Raw genomic sequence first — 20,131 nt, forward strand, 5'->3', positions numbered from 1 at the left:
GTCTCATTTTCGTGAATACAGGGAGGCTGAGGTGAAAATTAACGTCATAGGAACCAGCGGGAGTGGAAAAAGCACGCTGGCGAAGCAGATTGCGACCGAACTGGCTATTCCCTGTATCGAGATGGACAGACTCTACTGGCGCTCTGACTGGCAGGGCACGCCGGACGACGAGTTTCAGGCAAAGCTGGCGCAGGCGCTACAGGCTTCGCCAGACTGGGTGCTTGACGGTAACTACAACCGCACGCGGCCTGTGAAATGGCGCGATGTCGATGTGGTGGTGTGGGTGGATTACGGGTTTACCCGCACCCTCTGGCAGGCCGTCACGCGAGCAATAAAGCGGGCCTGGCATAAGCACGAGCTCTGGCCGGGAACGGGGAATAAAGAGAGTTTCCGGCGCGCGTTCTTCAGCAGAGAATCCATTATCATCTGGACGATGAAAACCTGGCGTAATAACCGTACGCGCTACGAAGCCGACCTGCAAAACCCGCAATATAGCCATATTCGCTTCGTCCGCATTACCCGTCGGGAGCAGGTGGAATCGCTGATTGCTTGCTTAAAGTCTTATTCTTAGCAGGGTTTTATATATCTGTTTTCCGGCAAACTAAATGTAAATTAATTGTTTCTCAGTGGTGAAATGCGCCTTTAATAATGTCGACATGTTAAGTCAAACGAGAACGCAACATGTCATGGCGAATCAGCATTCTGGATAAAAGCCCCATCGCTGAAAACGAAACGGCTGCCGATGCACTGGCGCGTACCCTTGCGCTGGCGCAGCAGGCAGAAAATCTGGGCTATCACCGCTTCTGGATTGCCGAACACCACAACACCCCACAGCTTGCCAGCCCTTCGCCGGAGCTGCTGATTGCCTGGATCCTCGGGCAAACCACGCGCATTCGCGTCGGGTCAGGCGGCGTAATGCTTCAGCACTACAGCCCCTATAAAGTCGCCGAGAACTTCAACGTGCTGGCCGCGCTGGCGCCTGGCCGCGTCGATCTCGGCGTCGGGAAAGCCCCCGGCGGATTACCGCTCTCAACCCGCGCGCTGCAGCAGGGCCTGAATCAACAGAAAAAGGGCAGTTTTGCCGAACAACTGGCCCAGCTCGACCGCTGGATCCGTCCTGAGCATCACGCTATTGAAGAGGCCGTCCGCGCCACGCCGCTGCCGCCGTTGCCTGCTGAGGGTTTCCTGCTGGGCGCGAGTACCGAAAGCGCGCTGCTCGCCGCCAGTCTCGACTGGCACTTTGTGTTTGCCGCACACCTGAACGGTGACCCGGAACTGCTGCGCGAGGTGGTATCGACCTGGCGCGAGAACAGCGCGCGTGACGTGATAGTGGCGGTGCAGGCGATTGTCGCGCCGACGCAGGCTGAGGCAGACGCGCTGGCGCAGAAGGTCGAAGTGTGGGGCGTTGAGCTGGCAAACGGGCAGCGTGTCACCGTGGCCAGCGAAGAGCAGGCCTACGCGTTTGCACGCCAGGCGGGCAGTGAGCCGGTGCGCATTGCACGTCGGGCGCAGTCGCTGCTGGCGGGCACCGCTGAGTCGGTAGTGGAACAGCTCAACGCGCTGCATCAGCAGTGGGGCATTGACGAATTTATCATCGACACGCCGGTAGCGGAGGGGGCTACGCGCGTTGCGTCGCTGCGACTGCTTGCCGGGGCGCGTCTTAACAAGGAGGTCACCGTATGAGTTTTGGCGAACAACTGATTGCCTGGCGCCGCGAACTGCACCAGAACCCGGAGCTGTCCGGCCAGGAGGTCGAAACCACCGCGCGCCTGCGCCAGTGGCTGACCAACGCCGGGATCACCCCACAGCCTTACGACCTGTCGACCGGGCTGGTGGCGGAAATCGGAACGGGCAGCAGGCTGGTTGCGCTGCGTGCCGACATTGACGCGCTGCCGATCGAGGAGCGCAGCGGTGTGCCGTTTAGCTCACAGCATGCAGGGGTGATGCATGCCTGCGGACACGATATTCACACCAGCGTCATCCTCGGCGCCGCTTTAAAGCTGAAAGAGCGGGAGGCCTCGCTTAACGGCCGGGTACGTATCCTGTTTCAGCCTGCTGAAGAGAACTTTGGCGGTGCGAAGAGCATGGTGCGCGCCGGTGCCCTGCGCGATGTCAGCGCGATTTTCGGTATGCACAACGAGCCCGGCCTGCCGGTCGGTGAGTTCGCCACCCGCGGCGGGCCGTTCTACGCCAACGTCGACCGCTTTGTGATCCGCATTACCGGCAAAGGCGCGCACGCCGCACGTCCTCATGAAGGCAACGACGCCATTGTGCTGGCGAGCCAGCTGGTAACGGCGCTGCAAAGTGTCGCCAGCCGCAACGTCAACACGCTGGATTCGGTGGTGCTGAGCGTGACCCGCATTGCGGGCGGCAACACCTGGAACGTACTGCCGGAGAGCGTCGAGCTGGAAGGCACGCTGCGAACCCATCGCACGGAAGTGCAGCAGAATGTGAAAGCCCGCGTGGGCGAAATCGCCGCCGGGTTTGCCAGCGCCTTTAGCGCGCAGATTGATATCACCTGGTATGCCGGGCCTACCGCACTGGTGAATGACGAGCGCTGGGCTGATTTTGCCACCTCGGTCGCGCGTGAGGCCGGATATGAAACCCGGCACGCGGAACTGCATATGGGCGGGGAAGATTTTGCGGTCTATTTGCAGTCTGTTCCCGGCGCGTTTGTCAGCATTGGCAGCAACAGTCCGTTTGGTTTACATCACCCGGCCTTTAATCCGGATGAAGCACTGATTGAGCCCGCCGCCCGCTATTTTGCACAGCTTGCGGAAAAAGCCCTGCAACACGTTTAATTCAGGAGAGGTAAATATGTCTGCAACCCGACAACTGCGGCTGGGCACCATTCTGCATGGTGCATCCGGGAATATGTCCGCCTGGCGCCATCCTGCAGCGATCGCCGACGCCAGTATTAATTTCGACTTTGTGAAAGCGACGGCGTTAAAGGCCGAGGAAGGGAAGCTCGATTTTCTCTTTGTGGCCGATGGCCTCTATATTAACGAGAAATCGATCCCCCATTTTCTGAATCGTTTTGAACCGTTAACCGTGCTTTCCGCACTGGCCAGCATCACCTCGCGCCTGGGGCTGGTGGGAACCTTATCCACCTCTTACAGCGAGCCCTTCACCACGGCGCGCCAGTTCGCGAGCCTCGATCACCTGAGCAACGGCCGCGCGGGCTGGAACGTGGTGACCTCGCCGCTGGAAGGGTCGGCCAAGAACTTTTCCCGCGAAAAACACCCCGAGCATGCGCTGCGCTACCGGATTGCGGATGAGTATCTCGACGTGGTGAAAGGGCTGTGGGATTCCTGGGAAGGGGACGCGTTTATTCGTAACAAAGAGAGCGGCCAGTTTTTTGACCCGGCGAAACTGCATACGCTCGATCACCACGGTGACTTCTTCCAGGTCGCCGGTCCGCTGAATATTGGCCGCACGCCGCAAGGTCGCCCGATTGTCTTTCAGGCCGGGGCGTCGGACGACGGGAAAAAGCTGGCGGCGAAACATGCCGACGCCATTTTCACCCACCACGAGACGCTCGATGAGGCAAAAGCCTTTTACCGCGACGTAAAACAGCAGCTGGAAACAAACGGCCGCCGCGCGTCGGATCTCCATATTTTCCAGGGCGTCAGCGTGATTGTGGGGAAAGATGCCGATGATGTGGAAAATCAGTACCAGACCACGGCGGCGCTGGTGTCGATTAATGACGCCCTCAATTACCTCGGGCGTTATTTTGAACATCACGATTTCAGCCAGTATCCGCTCGACGAGCCGTTCCCGGATATCGGCGACTTAGGCAAAAACAGCTTCCGCAGCACCACCGATGAAATCAAGCGTAACGCCCGCGAACGCAACTTAACCCTGCGTCAGGTGGCGCTGGAGGCCGCTTCGCCGCGCCCGCGCTTTTCCGGCACGCCGGAGGAGGTGGCAGACGGTCTTCAGGCCTGGTTTGAAGGCTATGCCGCAGACGGCTTCATTATTCAGGGCGGCACGCCGGACACCTTCCCGCGCTTTGTTGACCAGGTGGTGCCCATTCTTCAGGCCCGCGGCCTGTTCCGTACCGACTACCCGGGCACCACGCTGCGTGAAAGCCTTGGCTTAGACCAACCGAAAAACCAGTACACACAACAATAAAAGAGAACCCCGCTATGCAGAAATCATCGCTTATTCTGGCGCTCGCGCTGGCCTTTACCCCTGCCGTCTGGGCAGAGAACGTCAATATTAACGGCACCGGCGTGAGCATCGAGGCCAATAAAACCCCGATTAACACCACGAAAAATAGCGAGGCGGTAGCGCAGCTGCCGAAAGACTATCGCTTTGCCGTGCCCGGGAAATTTACCGTTGCGGTGGCGGGACTCAACCAGCCGCCGCTGACGGTCTTCTCCGACGACAACAAAACGCTGCTGGGAAGCGAAGTTGACGTCGCGCGTCTGGTCGCCGACAGCCTCGGGCTGGAGCTCAATGTGGTGCCCACCTCCTGGGAGGACTGGCCGCTGGGCGTGGCGTCCGGGAAATACGATGCCGCCATCAGCAACATCACCGTCACTAAAGAGCGCAAACAGAAGTTTGATTTTGCTACCTATCGTAAGGATTCCCTCGGCTTTTACGTGAAATCCACCAGCCCGATTACGTCGCTGCAGAAGGCGGAAGACATCGCCGGGCTGAAGATTATCGTCGGCTCCGGCACCAACCAGGAGGCCATCCTGCTGGCATGGAATGCCGAAAACCTGAAGAAGGGGCTGAAGCCCTTTACCCCGATCTACACCAAAGACGATGCGGCCCAAACCCTGGCACTGCAGTCCGGCCGCGCGGATGCCTACTTTGGCCCGAACGTGATTGGCGCATGGAAAGCGGCGCTGAACGGGAAAACCAAACTGGTGGGCAGCGTCGACGGCGGCTGGCCAAAGGCGGCACACATCGCGGTGACGCTGAAAAAAGGCAGCGGACTGGTTGAGCCGGTGCAAACCGCGCTGAACGGTGTCATCAAAAACGGCGATTACGACAAAGTGCTGAACCGCTGGGGAGAAGGGGTTGAGCGCATTCCTCAGTCCGAAGTGAACCCGGCTGGCCTGGGCGATTAAGGAGGCGTAATGAGCGAACGATTTCGTGATGTATCACCGGAAGATGCCGAACTTCAGCCCATTATCGAGGGGCTGTTCGGTGAATATGCGGCCCGCTACGGGGACTACTTCTCTAAAGACGCGGAAGTGGAGCTCACCGAGTGGTATCTGGCGCCGCAGGGGCTGTTTATCGTCCTGGAGCGCGACGGGAAGATTATTGCTACCGGCGCGTACAAACCGTTCGACGAACGCACCGCGGAAATCAAACGTATCTGGACGGACAAAACCCTGCGTCAGCAGGGGCTTGCCGGGCGCGTGGTGCAGGAGCTGGAGCGCAGGGCGGTGCTGGCAGGCTATAGCCAAATCTACCTGACAACCGGCTTTCGTCAGCCGGAAGCGGTCAGGCTCTATCTTAGCCAGGGCTATCAGCCGCAGTTCGATCTGAACCGCGATCCGGAAGAGTATAGCCAGCCGCCGTTTGACGGTCGGCTGCGTTTCACCAAAACGCTGGTACGTGAAGCGTTCAGTAAAACCGCATGAGGAACGACGATGAGCAACGTTGAAACCATTAAGGTGGTCCCGGCGCGTTATCCGCTGCGGGCCGTCGGCGCCGCGGTGGCGCTGTTTGTCCTGGCGGTCGTGATTCAGTCCGTAGCCTTTAACCCGCGCTGGGAGTGGGCGGTGTTCGCCCGCTGGTTCTTCGACCCGGTGATCCTCGAAGGTGTCGGGCAGACCCTGCTGCTGACGCTGATCGGTACCGCGCTGAGCGTGGTGTTTGGCGGCATGCTGGCGCTGGCGAGACTCTCGTCATCCTGGCTGCTGAGCAGCCTGGCGTGGGCGTACATCTGGCTGTTTCGGTCGCTGCCGCTGATCGTCGTGCTGATTATCCTGTACAACTTTTCCTATCTCTACGACACGCTCTCGCTCGGCGTGCCGTTTACCGGTATTACCTGGGGCAGTTTTGAAACCATCAACGTGCTGGGGCAGTTCTCTACCGCCGTGGTGGGGCTAACGCTGGTGCAGAGCGCCTATACCGCCGAGATCATTCGCGGTGGTTTCCTCGGGGTCGATCACGGGCAGTATGAGGCCGCCGCCGCGCTCGGTCTGCCGGCCTGGCGCCGCACGGTGCGCATCATTTTGCCTCAGGCGCTGCGTACCATTCTGCCGTCGGGATTCAATGAAATCATCAGCCTCGCCAAGGGCACGGCGATGGTGTACGTCCTGGCAATGCCGGAGCTGTTTTATACCATCCAGATGATCTACAACCGCACGCAGGAGGTGATCCCGCTGCTGATGGTCGGTGCCGCCTGGTACCTGGCGATCACCACCGTCCTGTCCGCTATCCAGTACGGTGTTGAGCGCGCACTTGCCCGCAGCGAACGCCGCTCTGCGGTTAATCAGAACCGTGCCGCCCGTCGTACCCGTTCTGTCACCTCCACGCCAGCACAGGAGCCTATCCATGCAAGCCTCTCCTGAAGGACATATCTCGATTACCGGCGTCAGCAAATATTTTGGACGCCATAAGGCGCTCGACAACGTGTCGCTTGAGATCCCGCCGGGATCCGTGACGGTCATCCTCGGGCCGTCCGGGTCGGGAAAATCGACGCTGCTGCGCACCATAAACCACCTGGAACGCGTCGACGAAGGCTTTATTCAGATCGACGGGGACTACATTGGCTACCGTCGCCAGGGCGACAAGCTCTACGAGCTGAAGGAGAAAGAGATCCTCAAACAGCGCGTCAACGTGGGCTATGTGTTTCAGAATTTCAATCTCTTTCCCCATCTCACGGTGCTGGAAAACCTGATTGAGGCGCCCATCGCGCATAAAAAGCTCAGCAAAAAAGAGGCGGTGGAAAGAGCGTACAGCCTGCTGGACGTGGTCGGGCTGCGGGACAAAGCCGATGCCTGGTCCCGCCATCTCTCCGGCGGCCAGCAGCAGCGCATTGCGATTGCCCGCGCGCTGGCGTTACGTCCCCGCGTGATGCTGTTTGATGAACCCACCTCGGCGCTGGATCCGGAGCTGGTAGGGGAAGTGCTGGACGTAATCAAAAAACTGGCCCGGTCCGGCACTACGCTGGTGGTGGTCACTCACGAGATCGGCTTTGCCCGGGAAGTGGCGGATCAGGTGGTGTTTATGGTCGACGGAAAAATCGTGGAACAGGGCACCAGCGACGCGGTATTGAACCGCCCGTCGCACGCGCGAACGCGCCAGTTCCTGTCAAAAGTGCTGTAAGGAGCGCAGATGAAATATGGACTTCTGGCAGGACTGCTTTTTACGACGGCGAGCCACGCCAGCATCGATCTGAAAGCCAACGAGCAGCCGCTGCCGGTGACGGTGGATCGGCAGGCCGTGGCGAAGATCCCCGCCGGTTATAAATTCGTTGAGCCAGGTACGCTGACGGTCGCCGTCTCGATGCTGAACTCCCCGCCGCTGGCGCTGCTGGCCAGCGATAACCGCACGCGGATCGGCAGCGACCCGGATATTGCCCGCCTGCTGGCGGGCAGCCTGGGGCTGAAGCTAAAGCTGGTGCCGACGGCGTGGGAAGACTGGCCGCTGGGAATCGCTTCCGGGCGCTACGACGTGGCGCTGGTGAACATTGCTGTGACCGAACAGCGTAAAGAGAAGTTTGATTTTGCGACCTACCGCGTCGATTCGCTGGCGTTTTCGGTGAAATCCACCAGCGAGATTCAGTCAATCAAAAGCGCGGAAGATCTGGCCGGGAAAAGGGTGATTGTCGGCTCGGGTACCAATCAGGAGCGCATCCTGCTGGGCTGGAACGAAGAGAATAAAAAGGCGGGGCGGGCGCCTGCGCTGCCGGTCTATCTTCACGACGATGCCTCGGGCAATCTCTATATCCAGTCCGGCAGGGCGGATGTGTTCTTTGGTCCTCAGTCGGTTTCAGCTTACAAAGCGGCGCTCACCGGCAAAACCCGCGTGGTCGGTTTAGGGCCGAAGAAAGCTTATGTCGCCACCACGACCAAAAAAGGCAATCAACTGGTTTATGCCTTGCAGGCCGCGCTGAACGGTGCGATTGAGCGCGGAGAGTACCAGAAGGTGCTGGCGCGCTGGGGCGAGCAGGGCGAAGCGGTGGCGCAATCGGAGGTCAACCCGCCTGGGATAACATACTAATGGTGCTCTACACTTAGGATTTCACTCCTGAGGGGGCAACATGATTAAACTTTATGGCGTACCCGGCTGGGGCTCGGCAATCAGTGAGGTGATGCTGACCCTGGCTGATATCCCTTATCAATTCATCAACGTGGACGGGTTTGACCAGCCCGGTCCGCAGCGTGAATTGCTGCACAAGCTCAATCCGCTGTGCCAGGTGCCGACGCTGGAGCTGGAAAATGGTGCCATCATGACCGAAACGGCGGCGATTGCCCTGATGGTGCTCGACCGGTGTCCCGATCTTGCTCCACCCGTGGGGCAGGCAGAGCGTCAGCAGTTTCAGCGTTTGCTCATCTGGTTTGTGGCCAACGTCTATCCCACGTTTACCTATGCAGACTATCCCGAACGCTGGGTGCCGGATGCGCCGGAACAGCTGCAGAAAAACTGCATCGAATACCGGAAATCTCTTTATTTGTGGTTCGAAAGCCAGCTTAAGGCTGCCCCGTTTGCGCTGGGGGAACGGCTGACGCTGCTGGATGTGTATATTGCGGTGGCGCGCACCTGGGGGCCCCGTCACGCCTGGTTTGCCGAAAATACCCCTAAATTCACGGCGATTGCGGACGCCGTATGTCAGCGACCGGAACTGCACAAGGTGTTAAAGGCAAACAATATTATCTGATAACGTGGAACCCTCATTCACAACCGGAAGCCTGTACATGCCACACGTAGATATCAAATGTTTTCCCCGTGATTTGAACGAGGAACAAAAAGCTGCCCTGGCGGCAGATATTGCCGACGTGATTATTCGCCATTTCAACAGCAAAGACAGTTCCGTGTCGGTGGCGTTGAAGCAGATCGCGCCTGAAGACTGGAAGGCGCAGGTCTGGGATACCGAAATTGGACCGAAGCTGGAGGAGCTTATTAAGAAGCCCGGGTATTCGATGTAATATCTTCTGCCGGGGAGCGAATAAATCCTCCCCGGCTTGTTTTCCCGTTTTCGCAAAAATCGATAAAAATGCGTTTTGTCTTATCCGCTACACTTAACGTTTCTGGCTGACTTTTTATTCATCCTTAGGAAAGATCTTCAACAGAATCAATTAAGGACAGACACGTTAAAGGATAATTTTCTGATGACAAAATTACCCCGTTTTTCATTCGGCTTTCTTCATCCCCGTTACTGGCTAAGCTGGGCCGGCATTGCGGCTCTGTGGCTCATCATGCTGCTCCCTTATCCGCTTTTGTTCAGAATCGGTCATGGCCTGGGGCGACTGGCGATGCGCTTACTTCCTCGCCGCGTCGAGATTGCCCGCCGCAACCTGGAACTTTGTTTCCCGGAGATGAAAAAGGATGAACGCGAGTCATTGCTGCAGCGTAATTTTGAATCGGTAGGAATGGGGGTAATCGAAACCGGAATGGCATGGTTCTGGCCTGCGTGGCGGGTAAAGAAATGCTTTACCGTGCAGGGGTATGAGCACATGGAAAAGGCGAGGGCGCAGGAAAAAGGCGTGGTGCTGGTGGGGATGCATTTTCTGACCCTTGAGCTGGGCGCGCGGATATTTGGCATGCTCAACCCCGGTATTGGGGTCTATCGTCCTAATAACAATGCTCTGCTGGACTGGCTTCAGACGCGCGGACGTCTGCGTTCCAACAAAACCATGCTCGATCGCCATGATTTAAAGGGCATGATCCGCGCGCTGAAGCAGAATGAAATTTTGTGGTACGCCCCGGACCACGACTATGGCAAAACCAACAGCGTGTTTGTGCCGTTCTTTGCGGTGCCGGATGCCGCAACGACGGCGGGCAGCTATATGCTGGTCAAAAGCGCTAAGCCTGCCGTCATCCCCTTTGTGCCGCGTCGCAGGGCGGATGGCACCGGTTACGAGCTGATTATTCTGGAGGATATCAGTGAGGCGTTGCAGGGCGGCGATAAAGAAGCCGTGGCGACGCAGATGAACAGGGCAATTGAGCAGGCCGTACGCATGGCCCCAGAGCAGTATATGTGGCTGCACCGTCGCTTCAAAACGCGTCCTGAAGGGGTACCTGATCGGTATGCCCGTCTGAAACAGGCGGCAACTCGGGGTGATAATCTCTCCGCCAGCGATTTTTCTGACCGCTCAGGCATACATCACTAACACCACAGCGATGCCCTCACCGCAGGGTGAGGGCATGACCGGCGCTACAGCGCGGATCGGCGGTACGGCGCATAGTCCGCCTGCCACCAGGTCTTCTCGATACGCGCCAGCAGGGTTTCATCATCTAACGATGGCGCTATGCCTTGTTCAATGGCGACCCGGGCGACGGCAACGGCAATCTGGCGTGAGACCTTTTCAATCTGATCTACCGGCGGCAGCAATCCTCCTCTTTCTGTGGTCACCAGTGGAGACTGGGCGGCCAGGCTGCGGCTTGCTGCCATCAGCATCTCTTCCGTCACCCGGCGCGCGTTACAGGCCAGCACGCCCAGTCCCAGGCCCGGGAAGATATAGGCGTTGTTACACTGGGCAATCTCGTATTGCGCGTTCTCCCAGAATACCGGCGCGAACGGGCTGCCGGTGGCCACCAGCGCGGCCCCCTGGGTCCAGGCGATAAGATCCTGCGGCTGGGCCTCCGCCCGCGACGTCGGGTTCGAGAGCGGCATGATAATCGGGCGCGGGCAGTGGCGATGCATCTCTTTGACGATCTCTTCACTGAACAGCCCCGGCTGACCTGAAACGCCGATCATCACCGTTGGATGTGCGTTCTTCACCACGTCCAGCAGGGAAATATTCTTCGCGTCTACCTGCCAGCGGCTTACGGCGTCGCGCGCGGTAAGCAGGTTTTTCTGGAAATCGAGCAGGTTGGTCATGTCGTCGGTCAGCAGGCCGAAGCGATCGACCATGAAGATCCTGCTGCGGGCTTCGGACTCGGTCAGGCCGTCATCGACCATCAGCGCCACAATTTTTTCAGCGATCCCGCATCCCGCAGAGCCGCTGCCGAGGAAGACCACGCGCTGATCGCGAATGCGCGTGCCCGCCGCGTGAACCGCCGCGAGCAGCGTCCCTGCGGTGACGGCTGCCGTGCCCTGAATATCATCATTGAAGCAGCACAGCTGGTCGCGGTAGCGCTGGAGTAGTCGGGTGGCATTTTTCTGTGCAAAGTCTTCAAACTGCAGGAGAACGTTGGGCCAGCGCGCTTTAACCGTGCTGATAAACATATCCATAAATTCAGCGTATTGATCGTCGCTGATGCGTGGATGACGCCAGCCCATGTACATCGGGTCGTCGAGGTGTTGCTGATTATTGGTGCCGACATCCAGCATAATCGGGAGGGTGGAGGCCGGATGGATCCCTCCGCAGGCGGTATAGAGTGACAGCTTACCAATTGGAATGCCCATACCGCCGATACCCTGGTCGCCGAGCCCTAAAATGCGCTCTCCGTCCGTTACCACAATCACCCGAACGTCGTTGCGCGAGAAACTTTGCAGCATCTCATCAATACGATGGCGGTTAGGCCATGAAATAAACAAGCCGCGCGCGCGGCGATAAATCGTGGAGAAATGCTCGCAGGCTTCACCCACCGTCGGGGTATAGATAATCGGTAACGTCTCTTTCAGATGCGAACGCAAGAGGTTGTAAAAGAGAGTTTCATTGGTGTCCTGAATATTGCGCAAATAAACATGACGGGAAATATCGCTTTTAAAATGGCAGAACTGCACCCAGGCGCGCTCGGTTTGCTCTTCAATGGTTTCAACGTTATGCGGCAATAATCCATGCAGATTAAAATTATCCCGTTCTTCTTTAATAAAGGCGAGGCCTTTATTTAATAACGGATTTTCCAGCAGTACGGCGCCATTATAGGGCGTGTACAGAACGTCTTTACGAGACATGGTCAACTCCTGAATATTTAAACGAAACAGAAATAAGACGAGTAGAAACAGTGACTTTAAGGATGATAAAGGCACGGAGTTTTCTGTGTTTTGTTGGGGAGCTAATTTAGCGCTTAGCTAACGGATCAGGAGTGACAAGGTTCACATTCTTTCTGGTTTTATTAATTTCAAAAGAATTGCATTGAATGTTATGAATAACTTTAGTTACATAATAATGAATTAAATTATTTAAAAGGAAAGGGCTATTGTGTTCACATTTCTCTTTGGCGGCCCATGTTAATTTCACGCTGAGCCTGTTTTTAGAAAAGGCCACCAAAGTCTTTATTTTCTATTTAAGAACATTTATTCGAATCAGGAATAGTTTTTCGTTTATTCCGTTCTCTGCATATCCGAACCCAAATTTCAGGTGATTATATGAAAGATAATCCTGTACCGACTTCTGAGCTGTCGACCTCGCGTTTTGCCTTTGGGCTCAACAATACCGAGGTTGGCGCAGTCCCGTTGATGCTGTTCGTGGGGATTGCCGCGATTGTGGCGACGTCCGCCTGGGCAGGGCTGTTGCCGAAAAATATGATAGGCGGACTGGCGGTCATCATGACCCTTGGCTTTGCGTTTGCCAAAGTGGGGCGTCAAATCCCCGTGCTGAAGGACATCGGCGGCCCGGCGATCCTGTGTCTGATGGTGCCTTCCGTGCTGGTCTATTTTGGCGCATTCGGGAAACAAACCCTTGATACGGTGCATCTGCTGATGAAGGAGGCGAATCTGCTCTATTTCGTCATCGCCTGCCTGGTGGTCGGCAGTATTCTGGGGATGAACCGGGTGCTGCTGATCCAGGGCATGATGCGCATGTTTGTTCCGCTGGTGGCGGGAACATTGATGGCCGTGCTGAGCGGCCTCATTGTGGGAACGCTGTTTGGGTATACGCCTTACCACACCTTCTTCTTTATCATTGTCCCTATCATTGGCGGCGGAATTGGCGAGGGGATTTTGCCCCTGTCTCTGGCCTATTCGGCCATACTGGGGCAGACGCCGGACGTCTACGTGGCGCAGCTGGCTCCCGCTGCGGTCGTCGGAAATATCTTCGCCATTATTTGTGCGGGCTCGCTGGCGCGTCTCGGGACGAAACGTCCTGCGCTTTCAGGAAATGGCATGCTCACGCGGAGTAAAGACGACGCCAGCCTGTTCGCCGGGGCGCCAGGCGCTCAGCAGACGGATTTTCATCTGATGGGCGGCGGATTGCTGATGGTGTGCGCGTTTTTCATCGTCGGAGGCTTGTTTGAAAAACTGGTCCACATTCCCGGCCCGGTGCTGATGATCCTGATTGCCGTCCTGTGTAAATACTTCAGGGTGATCCCGGCCTCAATGGAGCAGGGGGCGCACAGCTGCTATAAATTCGTTTCGGCTGCGCTGGTCTGGCCGCTGATGATCGGCCTCGGGATGCTATACGTGCCGCTTGAAAGCGTGGTGTCGGTCTTCTCGGTGGGCTATGTAGTGGTATGCGGATCGGTGGTGATTGCGATGGCGCTGAGCGGCTACATGATTGCGTCGCGTCTGAATATGTATCCGGTGGAAGCGGCGATTGTAACCTGCTGCCACAGTGGGCTGGGCGGTACGGGAGATGTGGCCATTCTGTCCGCCTCCAACCGCATGTCGCTCATGCCGTTCGCGCAGATTGCGACGCGTATCGGCGGTGCCTCAACGGTCATTTTCGCCACGCTGCTGATGGGCTGGGTTATGGCGCACTGATTCGAAACCTCAGGATACTGAATCGCAACGACATTTACAGCGTGTCGCTGCGGTTCAGTCCTTTATAAAACTCACCGCGCTGTATAGAATTACCGCAGCCACAGCGACGGGATACCACACGATGACCGGAAGAGTTGATTATCAGATTGAAAAATATCTCCTGACCGAAGCCGCCGAACCGGAGCGCCTGACGCGCCAGTGGGCGGAGGTGCTGGAGGAGTGTCGTGAGCAACAGTCCGGTGCGGAGGATCGTCTGCGTCTCGCGTTGCTTAATGTGGATTACGTCACCAGCTTCGAGCTGCCCTTCAGGCTGCTTCTCACCCGCGCGCCCCAGTTGATTGATGCTGTCAGAAAAGAGCTTCAGCTCAGTCAGAAAAATGTTCTGTTCAATGGCAAGCGCTTTGGCTGCGTCTACAGCCTTAAACGGGATCTGGACGGCATACCTGACGAGTTTACCTATCACCTGAAGACGCGGATCCAGCGCAGTGACGCCACGGGTGCGACGGCAGCGTCTTACCGGCAAATTGCCCAGCAGGTGAAAGCGCCAAAAGAGCGCCTCAAACTGGCGCTGGAAAACGGACTGTCTGTGACCGCGCTCGACGGGCTTTTCTGGTTTGGCATTCAGCGCATCGCGGCTGATGTACAACGGTTACGCAAAACAGGGATGCGGATAGTGACGTCCAACGCCGAGGTGTTCGATACGCTTACCAAAACAACCCGGCAGGTCCCGGTCTATCGCCTGGAAGGGACAGAAGTTACTTAACCTGCAGCAGTATCGCCATCAGCCCCGGAAAGCGGGTATCCAGATCGTCTCGTCGCAATGAAATCATGTTTTCGCGTCCCTGCGGACGCTGCCAGATGACCCCGCTGTCGCGCAATACGCGCCAGTGATGGGTCATCGTGGACTTCACCACATCTTCCGGGCGCAGCGCGTTGCAGCTGAGTTCGCTGCCGTCGGCGAGCCGGCGAATAATCGATAGCCGGAGCGGGTTGCCGAGGGCAAAGAGCACATTTTCCAGCAGTATTTGTTCAGTTTCAGGGTGGTTAGGGATCATCGTTTTCCTGCGTATGGCGTCAGATTGAGCTATATCAACAATAGGTCAACCCTTAAAAAATAGTTCGATAATACTCGTACAATAGGACTATTATAGCAAACGAACGAATGCACGACCATCCTGGTCGTCACAAACATGTCATAGTGACTAAGGAAATATCATGCCCCGACCCATCCCTCTCGAACGTTATCGCAACATCGGTATCTCCGCGCATATCGATGCCGGTAAAACCACCACCACCGAGCGCATCCTGTTTTATACCGGGATGAGCCACAAGCTGGGTGAAGTACACGATGGCGCGGCAACCACTGACTGGATGGCGCAGGAGCAAGAGCGCGGGATCACCATTACGTCCGCGGCGGTTAGCTGCTTCTGGCCAGGCATGGACAGAGGCTATGAACCGCACCGGATCAACATCATCGACACCCCGGGGCACGTGGACTTCACCATTGAGGTGGAACGTTCCATGCGCGTACTCGACGGTGCCGTGATGGTGTATGACTCCGTGGGCGGCGTGCAGCCGCAGTCGGAAACCGTCTGGCGTCAGGCCAATAAATATCACGTTCCGCGTCTGGCCTTCGTCAACAAGATGGACCGTCCGGGTGCCGATTTCTTCCGCGTCGTGCGGATGATGCAGGAACGCCTGAAGGCCAATCCGGTGCCGATTGTCATCCCGGTGGGGGCCGAAGATCACTTCACCGGCGTGGTGGATTTGATCAAGATGCGCACCATTCTGTGGGACGATGCGACTCAGGGCATGGTGTTTACTTATGCGCCCGTGCCGGACGATTTGGTCAGTACCGCCCAGGAATGGCGGGAAAAAATGGTCTCTGCGGCGGCGGAAGCCAGCGATGAACTGATGGACAAATACCTGGAAACCGGCGACCTGACGGAAGCGGAAATTATCAAAGGGCTACGTATTCGCACCATTTCGGGGGAAATCCAGCCGATGCTGTGCGGCAGCGCGTTCAAAAACAAAGGTGTACAGCGCATGCTCGATGCGGTGATTGAGCTTATGCCGTCGCCGCTGGACGTGCCGGCCATTGATGGCGTGGATGAAAAAGGGCAGCACGCGGAGCGTCACCCGAGTGATGATGAGCCGTTCTCGGCTCTGGCGTTCAAGTTGATGAGCGACCCGTACGTCGGACAACTGACCTTTATCCGCGTGTACTCTGGCGTGCTGCGCAAAGGCGACGCGGTGTATAACCCGGTGAAAGGGAAGAAAGAGCGCATCGGGCGTATCGTGCTGATGCATGCCAACGATCGCCACGAGGTGGACGAACTGCGCGCCGGGGATATCGCGGCCTGCGTCGGGTTGAAAGACGTGACCACCGGTGACACGCTCACCGATCCGAACGCCGTCATTACGCTTGAGCGCATGGAGTTCCCGGATCCGGTGATTTCGCTGGCGATTGAGCCGAAAACCAAAGGCGATCAGGAGAAAATGGGCATTGCGCTGCAGCGTCTGGCGGCAGAAGACCCGTCTTTCCGCCTGCACACTGACGAGGAGTCCGGCCAGACCATTATCTCCGGGATGGGTGAGTTACACCTTGAGATTATCGTCGACCGCATGAAGCGTGAGTTTGGCGTCGAAGCAAATATCGGTCGTCCGCAGGTGACCTACCGTGAAACCCTGCGTAAAACGGTGAAGGATATCGAAGGCAAATTTGTCCGACAGTCCGGCGGTAAAGGCCAGTACGGCCATGTGGTGCTGAGCCTGGAGCCGCTGGAGCCCGGAAGTGGCTTTAAATTTGAAGATGCCACTAAGGGCGGCGTGGTGCCGCGTGAGTATATTCCGTCCGTTGAGAAAGGGCTGCGGGAAGCGATGAACAGCGGCGTGCTGGCGGGCTATCCGGTCGTCGATGTCAAAGCGACGCTGACGTTTGGCTCGTATCACGACGTCGACTCCTCGGAGATGGCGTTCCGCATGGCGGCGATCCTCGGCTTTAAAGAGGGGGCCCGCAGGGCGGATCCGGTGATTCTTGAGCCGATCATGCACGTGGAGGTGGAAACACCGGAAGAGTACGCCGGTAACATTATGGGTGATCTCTCTTCCCGACGCGGCATGGTGCAGGGGATGGCAGAGCAGTACGGCAGCCAGATTATCCGCGCCGACGTACCGCTGGCAGAGATGTTTGGTTATGCCACGACATTGCGTTCGATGTCCCAGGGACGCGCGACGTATACGATGGAGTTCCATCATTTTGCGGAAGCCCCGCGAAATGTTGCGGATGAGATTATTTCACGGCGTGCGAAGTAATTAATGAATTGCACATGGTAGTCGCTGGGCTACCATGTGCTTTTGCCGCTGTAGCAGAGGGCTTTCATAGACGTTTATTACTTGATCAGCGTGGCCGATCGAACTTTCCATTTCCCTTTTTCGTGAACGAGACAATCTGCAACAACGTGATCTTGTTTCTTACCAAATGCGATATAAACGTTTGTGCAAACGGCATCAAAATCAGAATGCAGAACGGTTATCTGATCCCAGTCCTGATCCCAGTCCTGCGCTTTAATGAACATATCAGCATCGGGCATGTCTTTTTCGTTACTGTCTCCTGAGTACATCTCCTTAATTGCATCAATTGTCCCGGAGGCAACGTATTCATTCATAATGTCTGGATTCAGCACTGGTGGTTTGTCCTGATTCAGCTGAGCGATATACCATTGATTGAATTTAAGCGCAGCCTGGCCTGGTGAAGATAGGCTATCTGCGACCGCGAAGGGAGACAGGGCAAAAAGGAAAAAGCAGAGTATTTTCATTAGTCGTGCCTGAACAGTTCGTAATGAGGTTGCTCGTATACCAGGTGGAATCCAGCGTTGACCAATGTACGCCTCATATCTTTTGCCAGACGCGTATTGGGAATTTTTAATTTTCCCCCCGTTCTGATCGCTTCGGTGACGTAGCGAGCACAATAACCGGTGCTCTTCGGTTGGGCGTGTGATTTGGCATAGGAGATTGCGCCATCTTTATTCCATGACATTGATATTTCCTTAACGGGAGAGTGCTAATGCAGCAACTCCGGAAATATCCTCCGTTTTACAACGCAAGAGTAAACATAAAATGCCATAGAAATTTAATATAATTCAGCCATATATGATTTAAACAATCAATCCAGCGCCTTCACCATCTTCCCGCTCGCCACAAACGTCCCGGCCCCAAGATGATGCAGGGTATTGAGCTTATCCCCGTCAAACTGCCAGCGTCCGGCGATAAACGCCCGCTCATCCGCTGCCGCTGAAACCACTTCGCCAAACAGCGTGTCGTATTTCTCTGCCGCGGAGGTCACGGGTAATAACCGGCATTCCATCCACGCCAGGCATTTCTCTTCAATGACCGGCAGGCCGAGCGCCGGGCCATTCACCACCGGGATCCCATAGCAGTTGAATTTGTCCTCATCGCGCCCGCTGACGCTGCCGACCGCGTAAGTCCAGTTGGCCGCCGCCACGCCGGGGATAACGATGCCAAATTTCCCGCTGCGTTCGATCAGCTCGCGTGACCAGGTACTTTTGTCCACGACTATCGCGATGCGTGGCGGTTCAAACTCAACGGGCATTGACCATGCGGCAGCCATAACGTTACGTCTGTCCAGGCTTTCATCGCGGCTGGTGATCAGCACGGTAGGGCCGTGGTTCAGCAGACGGCTGGCATGACGTAATTCAACAGGGCGAAAGTGGCTCATAGGATCTCCTCATCTGTAACGATGAGTATGACGAAAAAGCACGTAAATCAAAGTGAGTGCGTAGAATTAGTTTATAAACAGAACATCACAATCAAAGGAAACTGATGTATGTCCCCATTCCTGACCGACTACTTCGCTCGCATCGGCTGGACGCAACCGACACGGGTGGATATCGATACCCTGCGCGCGCTGCATTTACACCATAACTGTGCGATCCCTTTTGAGAATATTGACGTCGTGCTGCCGCGCGAAATCCAGCTTGACGATCGGTGCCTGGTCGACAAGCTGGTCACCGCCCGTCGCGGAGGATATTGCTTTGAGCAAAACGGCCTGTTTGAGCGGGTATTGCGTGAAGTCGGCTTCACGGTACGCAGCGTGCTGGGACGGGTGGTATTAGCGAGCCCGCCGCAAATGCCGCCGCGCACGCACCGCCTGCTGCTGGTTGAGCTTAACGGCGAGCGCTGGATTGCGGACGTGGGGTTTGGCGGCCAGACGCTGACGGCGCCAATTCGTCTGCTCGCCAGTGAGGAACAGGAAACGCCGCACGGCCTGTATCGTCTGCTGAGCGAGGGTAACGACTGGGTGCTGCAGTTCCGTCACCACGAGCACTGGCAGTCGATGTACCATTTCGACCTGACGACACAGTATTTCAGTGATTACGTGATGGGGAATTTCTGGTCGGCGCACTGGCCGCAGTCGCACTTCCGCCATCATCTGCTGATGTGCCGCCATCTGCCGGACGGCGGCAAGCTGACGCTGACCAACTTCAACTTTACCCACTGGCAGAACGGTCACGTGGAGGAGCAGGTTCACTTACCGGATGCTGAGGCGCTTTACCAGTTGATGCAGAAACGCTTTGGGCTGGGCGTTGACGACCCTAAGCACGGTTTTTCACTCGCAGAATTGACGGCGGTGATGGCGGGCTTTGATACGCACCCTCAGGCCGGGAAATAATGCGCAAAGAGGTGGGCTGTAGGCCGGGTAAGGCGAAGCCGCCACCCGGCACCATCACTGCTGAGACGGGGTAGTAAACAATTCGAGCGTGATTAACTTATCCAGATGATTGTTAAACGCGACCTCATCCATTTCGGGCATGTTTAAGATATACATCCCGTCAAGACCACACACCAGACCAATCAAGCGCCAGGCGATATTTTCCGCCCGATCGCCGGGACGAAATACCCCGGCCTCCGTTCCCGCGTTAATCAGCGCCACCGTTTCCTGATGCCACATCTCCATGGTCATCACATAGGCACCCTTAATGTCGGCATCACGGCTGGCCAGGATCTGCGCTTCACGCCAGAGACGAATATAAGGCTCGAACCTGCCGTCATCGCTGCCGAGCATGGCATGAAGCTGTTCCCGCCATCCGGCCTGTTCACCCGCAACATCCGCATCCAGCAGTTCGCGGATTAACCGTACGAAGGCCAGCGATTTTAACTCCCCGCCGGAGGTAAAATGATGGTGAACCTGTCCGGTCGCGACGCCGGCTTCAGCCGCAACGCGGCGTACCGTCATTGCCGCCAGTCCTTCGGCCAGCGCCACGCGCATGGCTGCCTGTAAGATGGCTTCGCGCCGTTCATCCTTGCTCAGATATCGCATCGTTACTCACTCTC

Annotated in this window: 20 protein-coding genes and 1 pseudogene; 15 read left to right on the top strand and 6 right to left on the bottom strand. The window is 56.8% G+C overall.

What is annotated here, in order from left to right:
• The first annotated feature begins 31 nt into the window (after nucleotides 1-31).
• The 11 genes and pseudogenes from BMW97_RS02065 (at nucleotide 32) to BMW97_RS02120 (ending at nucleotide 10,301) form a co-directional block, all read left to right on the top strand.
• Nucleotides 32-571, top strand: coding sequence for an AAA family ATPase (locus tag BMW97_RS02065; protein WP_090392448.1), 540 nt, complete (start codon nucleotides 32-34; stop codon nucleotides 569-571).
• Nucleotides 572-681: 110 nt separating this feature from the next.
• Nucleotides 682-1,683 carry an LLM class flavin-dependent oxidoreductase gene (locus BMW97_RS02070; protein WP_090392450.1) on the top strand — a complete coding sequence of 334 codons (1,002 nt, stop codon included), beginning with the start codon at nucleotides 682-684 and terminating at the stop codon, nucleotides 1,681-1,683.
• Nucleotides 1,680-2,801: an amidohydrolase gene (locus tag BMW97_RS02075; protein ID WP_045908821.1), complete on the top strand. Its 1,122-nt coding sequence runs from the start codon at nucleotides 1,680-1,682 to the stop codon at nucleotides 2,799-2,801. Before BMW97_RS02070 ends, BMW97_RS02075 begins: the two co-directional genes overlap by 4 nt.
• 16 nt (nucleotides 2,802-2,817) lie before the next feature.
• A pseudogene (locus BMW97_RS24275) lies at nucleotides 2,818-5,081 on the top strand (NtaA/DmoA family FMN-dependent monooxygenase).
• 9 nt (nucleotides 5,082-5,090) lie between these two features.
• Nucleotides 5,091-5,600 carry a GNAT family N-acetyltransferase gene (locus tag BMW97_RS02090; RefSeq protein ID WP_008501765.1) on the top strand — a complete coding sequence of 170 codons (510 nt, stop codon included), beginning with the start codon at nucleotides 5,091-5,093 and terminating at the stop codon, nucleotides 5,598-5,600.
• A gap of 9 nt (nucleotides 5,601-5,609) precedes the next feature.
• On the top strand, nucleotides 5,610-6,536 hold the full coding sequence (locus tag BMW97_RS02095) for an amino acid ABC transporter permease (RefSeq protein WP_090392452.1): 927 nt from the start codon (nucleotides 5,610-5,612) through the stop codon (nucleotides 6,534-6,536).
• Nucleotides 6,520-7,293 carry an amino acid ABC transporter ATP-binding protein gene (locus BMW97_RS02100; protein WP_090392454.1) on the top strand — a complete coding sequence of 258 codons (774 nt, stop codon included), beginning with the start codon at nucleotides 6,520-6,522 and terminating at the stop codon, nucleotides 7,291-7,293. The genes BMW97_RS02095 and BMW97_RS02100 overlap by 17 nt, the downstream gene beginning before the upstream one ends.
• Nucleotides 7,294-7,302: 9 nt before the next feature.
• Nucleotides 7,303-8,190, top strand: a complete 888-nt coding sequence (locus BMW97_RS02105) for an ABC transporter substrate-binding protein (RefSeq protein ID WP_048223392.1) — start codon at nucleotides 7,303-7,305, stop codon at nucleotides 8,188-8,190.
• Nucleotides 8,191-8,230: 40 nt separating this feature from the next.
• Nucleotides 8,231-8,848, top strand: coding sequence for a glutathione S-transferase family protein (locus tag BMW97_RS02110; protein WP_090392456.1), 618 nt, complete (start codon nucleotides 8,231-8,233; stop codon nucleotides 8,846-8,848).
• 37 nt (nucleotides 8,849-8,885) lie between these two features.
• Nucleotides 8,886-9,116, top strand: coding sequence for a tautomerase PptA (gene pptA, locus BMW97_RS02115; RefSeq protein WP_090392458.1), 231 nt, complete (start codon nucleotides 8,886-8,888; stop codon nucleotides 9,114-9,116).
• 183 nt (nucleotides 9,117-9,299) lie between these two features.
• Nucleotides 9,300-10,301 carry a Kdo(2)-lipid IV(A) acyltransferase gene (locus tag BMW97_RS02120; protein ID WP_090392460.1) on the top strand — a complete coding sequence of 334 codons (1,002 nt, stop codon included), beginning with the start codon at nucleotides 9,300-9,302 and terminating at the stop codon, nucleotides 10,299-10,301.
• A gap of 44 nt (nucleotides 10,302-10,345) precedes the next feature.
• Here the strand turns inward: BMW97_RS02120 and BMW97_RS02125 are convergent, their stop codons facing one another.
• The gene (locus BMW97_RS02125; protein ID WP_090392462.1) at nucleotides 10,346-12,031 is read right to left on the bottom strand and encodes an NAD-dependent malic enzyme; all 1,686 of its coding nucleotides are present in this window, start codon (nucleotides 12,029-12,031) and stop codon (nucleotides 10,346-10,348) included.
• 414 nt (nucleotides 12,032-12,445) lie between these two features.
• On the opposite strand from BMW97_RS02125, the gene BMW97_RS02130 reads away from it, so the two are divergent.
• Entirely contained in the window at nucleotides 12,446-13,777 is a 1,332-nt protein-coding gene (locus BMW97_RS02130; RefSeq protein WP_090392463.1) for a 2-hydroxycarboxylate transporter family protein, read from the top strand.
• A gap of 121 nt (nucleotides 13,778-13,898) precedes the next feature.
• Nucleotides 13,899-14,540 carry an ECs1377 family protein gene (locus tag BMW97_RS02135; protein ID WP_090392465.1) on the top strand — a complete coding sequence of 214 codons (642 nt, stop codon included), beginning with the start codon at nucleotides 13,899-13,901 and terminating at the stop codon, nucleotides 14,538-14,540.
• On the opposite strand, the gene BMW97_RS02140 is transcribed toward BMW97_RS02135, so the two are convergent.
• Entirely contained in the window at nucleotides 14,533-14,832 is a 300-nt protein-coding gene (locus tag BMW97_RS02140; protein ID WP_008501755.1) for an ArsR/SmtB family transcription factor, read from the bottom strand. The genes BMW97_RS02135 and BMW97_RS02140 overlap by 8 nt on opposite strands.
• 160 nt (nucleotides 14,833-14,992) lie before the next feature.
• Here BMW97_RS02140 and fusA point away from each other — a divergent pair, with 160 nt between their 5' ends.
• The gene (gene fusA / locus BMW97_RS02145; protein WP_039262847.1) at nucleotides 14,993-17,092 is read left to right on the top strand and encodes an elongation factor G; all 2,100 of its coding nucleotides are present in this window, start codon (nucleotides 14,993-14,995) and stop codon (nucleotides 17,090-17,092) included.
• 77 nt (nucleotides 17,093-17,169) lie between these two features.
• On the opposite strand, the gene BMW97_RS02150 is transcribed toward fusA, so the two are convergent.
• The 3 genes from BMW97_RS02150 to BMW97_RS02160 all read right to left on the bottom strand — a co-directional run bounded on the left by BMW97_RS02150 (nucleotide 17,170) and on the right by BMW97_RS02160 (nucleotide 18,515).
• Nucleotides 17,170-17,595, bottom strand: a complete 426-nt coding sequence (locus tag BMW97_RS02150; RefSeq protein ID WP_090392468.1) for a DUF3828 domain-containing protein — start codon at nucleotides 17,593-17,595, stop codon at nucleotides 17,170-17,172.
• Complete coding sequence (locus BMW97_RS02155) at nucleotides 17,595-17,816, bottom strand: hypothetical protein (RefSeq protein WP_254783039.1); 222 nt, start codon at nucleotides 17,814-17,816, stop codon at nucleotides 17,595-17,597. The genes BMW97_RS02150 and BMW97_RS02155 overlap by 1 nt, the downstream gene beginning before the upstream one ends.
• A 126-nt stretch (nucleotides 17,817-17,942) precedes the next feature.
• Complete coding sequence (locus BMW97_RS02160; protein WP_090392470.1) at nucleotides 17,943-18,515, bottom strand: flavin reductase family protein; 573 nt, start codon at nucleotides 18,513-18,515, stop codon at nucleotides 17,943-17,945.
• A 108-nt stretch (nucleotides 18,516-18,623) separates the two neighbouring features.
• Here BMW97_RS02160 and nhoA point away from each other — a divergent pair, with 108 nt between their 5' ends.
• The gene (gene nhoA / locus BMW97_RS02165; protein ID WP_090392472.1) at nucleotides 18,624-19,469 is read left to right on the top strand and encodes an N-hydroxyarylamine O-acetyltransferase; all 846 of its coding nucleotides are present in this window, start codon (nucleotides 18,624-18,626) and stop codon (nucleotides 19,467-19,469) included.
• 54 nt (nucleotides 19,470-19,523) lie between these two features.
• On the opposite strand, the gene BMW97_RS02170 is transcribed toward nhoA, so the two are convergent.
• Entirely contained in the window at nucleotides 19,524-20,117 is a 594-nt protein-coding gene (locus BMW97_RS02170; protein WP_045908807.1) for a TetR family transcriptional regulator, read from the bottom strand.
• Between the last annotated feature and the right edge of the window lie 14 nt (nucleotides 20,118-20,131).

This window comes from Enterobacter sp. NFIX58, assembly GCF_900110475.1.
Classification (GTDB): domain Bacteria; phylum Pseudomonadota; class Gammaproteobacteria; order Enterobacterales; family Enterobacteriaceae; genus Enterobacter; species Enterobacter quasiroggenkampii.

Bases quoted from the DNA above. Each gene is read 5' to 3' on its own strand.
- BMW97_RS02070 (WP_090392450.1), top strand. From the start codon at position 682: ATGTCATGGCGAATCAGCATTCTGGATAAAAGCCCCATCGCTGAAAAC.
- BMW97_RS02075 (WP_045908821.1), top strand. From the start codon at position 1,680: ATGAGTTTTGGCGAACAACTGATTGCCTGGCGCCGCGAACTGCACCAG.
- BMW97_RS02090 (WP_008501765.1), top strand. From the start codon at position 5,091: ATGAGCGAACGATTTCGTGATGTATCACCGGAAGATGCCGAACTTCAG.
- BMW97_RS02095 (WP_090392452.1), top strand. From the start codon at position 5,610: ATGAGCAACGTTGAAACCATTAAGGTGGTCCCGGCGCGTTATCCGCTG.
- BMW97_RS02100 (WP_090392454.1), top strand. From the start codon at position 6,520: ATGCAAGCCTCTCCTGAAGGACATATCTCGATTACCGGCGTCAGCAAA.
- BMW97_RS02105 (WP_048223392.1), top strand. From the start codon at position 7,303: ATGAAATATGGACTTCTGGCAGGACTGCTTTTTACGACGGCGAGCCAC.
- BMW97_RS02110 (WP_090392456.1), top strand. From the start codon at position 8,231: ATGATTAAACTTTATGGCGTACCCGGCTGGGGCTCGGCAATCAGTGAG.
- pptA (WP_090392458.1), top strand. From the start codon at position 8,886: ATGCCACACGTAGATATCAAATGTTTTCCCCGTGATTTGAACGAGGAA.
- BMW97_RS02120 (WP_090392460.1), top strand. From the start codon at position 9,300: ATGACAAAATTACCCCGTTTTTCATTCGGCTTTCTTCATCCCCGTTAC.
- BMW97_RS02125 (WP_090392462.1), bottom strand. From the start codon at position 12,031: ATGTCTCGTAAAGACGTTCTGTACACGCCCTATAATGGCGCCGTACTG.
- BMW97_RS02130 (WP_090392463.1), top strand. From the start codon at position 12,446: ATGAAAGATAATCCTGTACCGACTTCTGAGCTGTCGACCTCGCGTTTT.
- BMW97_RS02135 (WP_090392465.1), top strand. From the start codon at position 13,899: ATGACCGGAAGAGTTGATTATCAGATTGAAAAATATCTCCTGACCGAA.
- BMW97_RS02140 (WP_008501755.1), bottom strand. From the start codon at position 14,832: ATGATCCCTAACCACCCTGAAACTGAACAAATACTGCTGGAAAATGTG.
- fusA (WP_039262847.1), top strand. From the start codon at position 14,993: ATGCCCCGACCCATCCCTCTCGAACGTTATCGCAACATCGGTATCTCC.
- BMW97_RS02150 (WP_090392468.1), bottom strand. From the start codon at position 17,595: ATGAAAATACTCTGCTTTTTCCTTTTTGCCCTGTCTCCCTTCGCGGTC.
- BMW97_RS02155 (WP_254783039.1), bottom strand. From the start codon at position 17,816: ATGTCATGGAATAAAGATGGCGCAATCTCCTATGCCAAATCACACGCC.
- BMW97_RS02160 (WP_090392470.1), bottom strand. From the start codon at position 18,515: ATGAGCCACTTTCGCCCTGTTGAATTACGTCATGCCAGCCGTCTGCTG.
- nhoA (WP_090392472.1), top strand. From the start codon at position 18,624: ATGTCCCCATTCCTGACCGACTACTTCGCTCGCATCGGCTGGACGCAA.
- BMW97_RS02170 (WP_045908807.1), bottom strand. From the start codon at position 20,117: ATGCGATATCTGAGCAAGGATGAACGGCGCGAAGCCATCTTACAGGCA.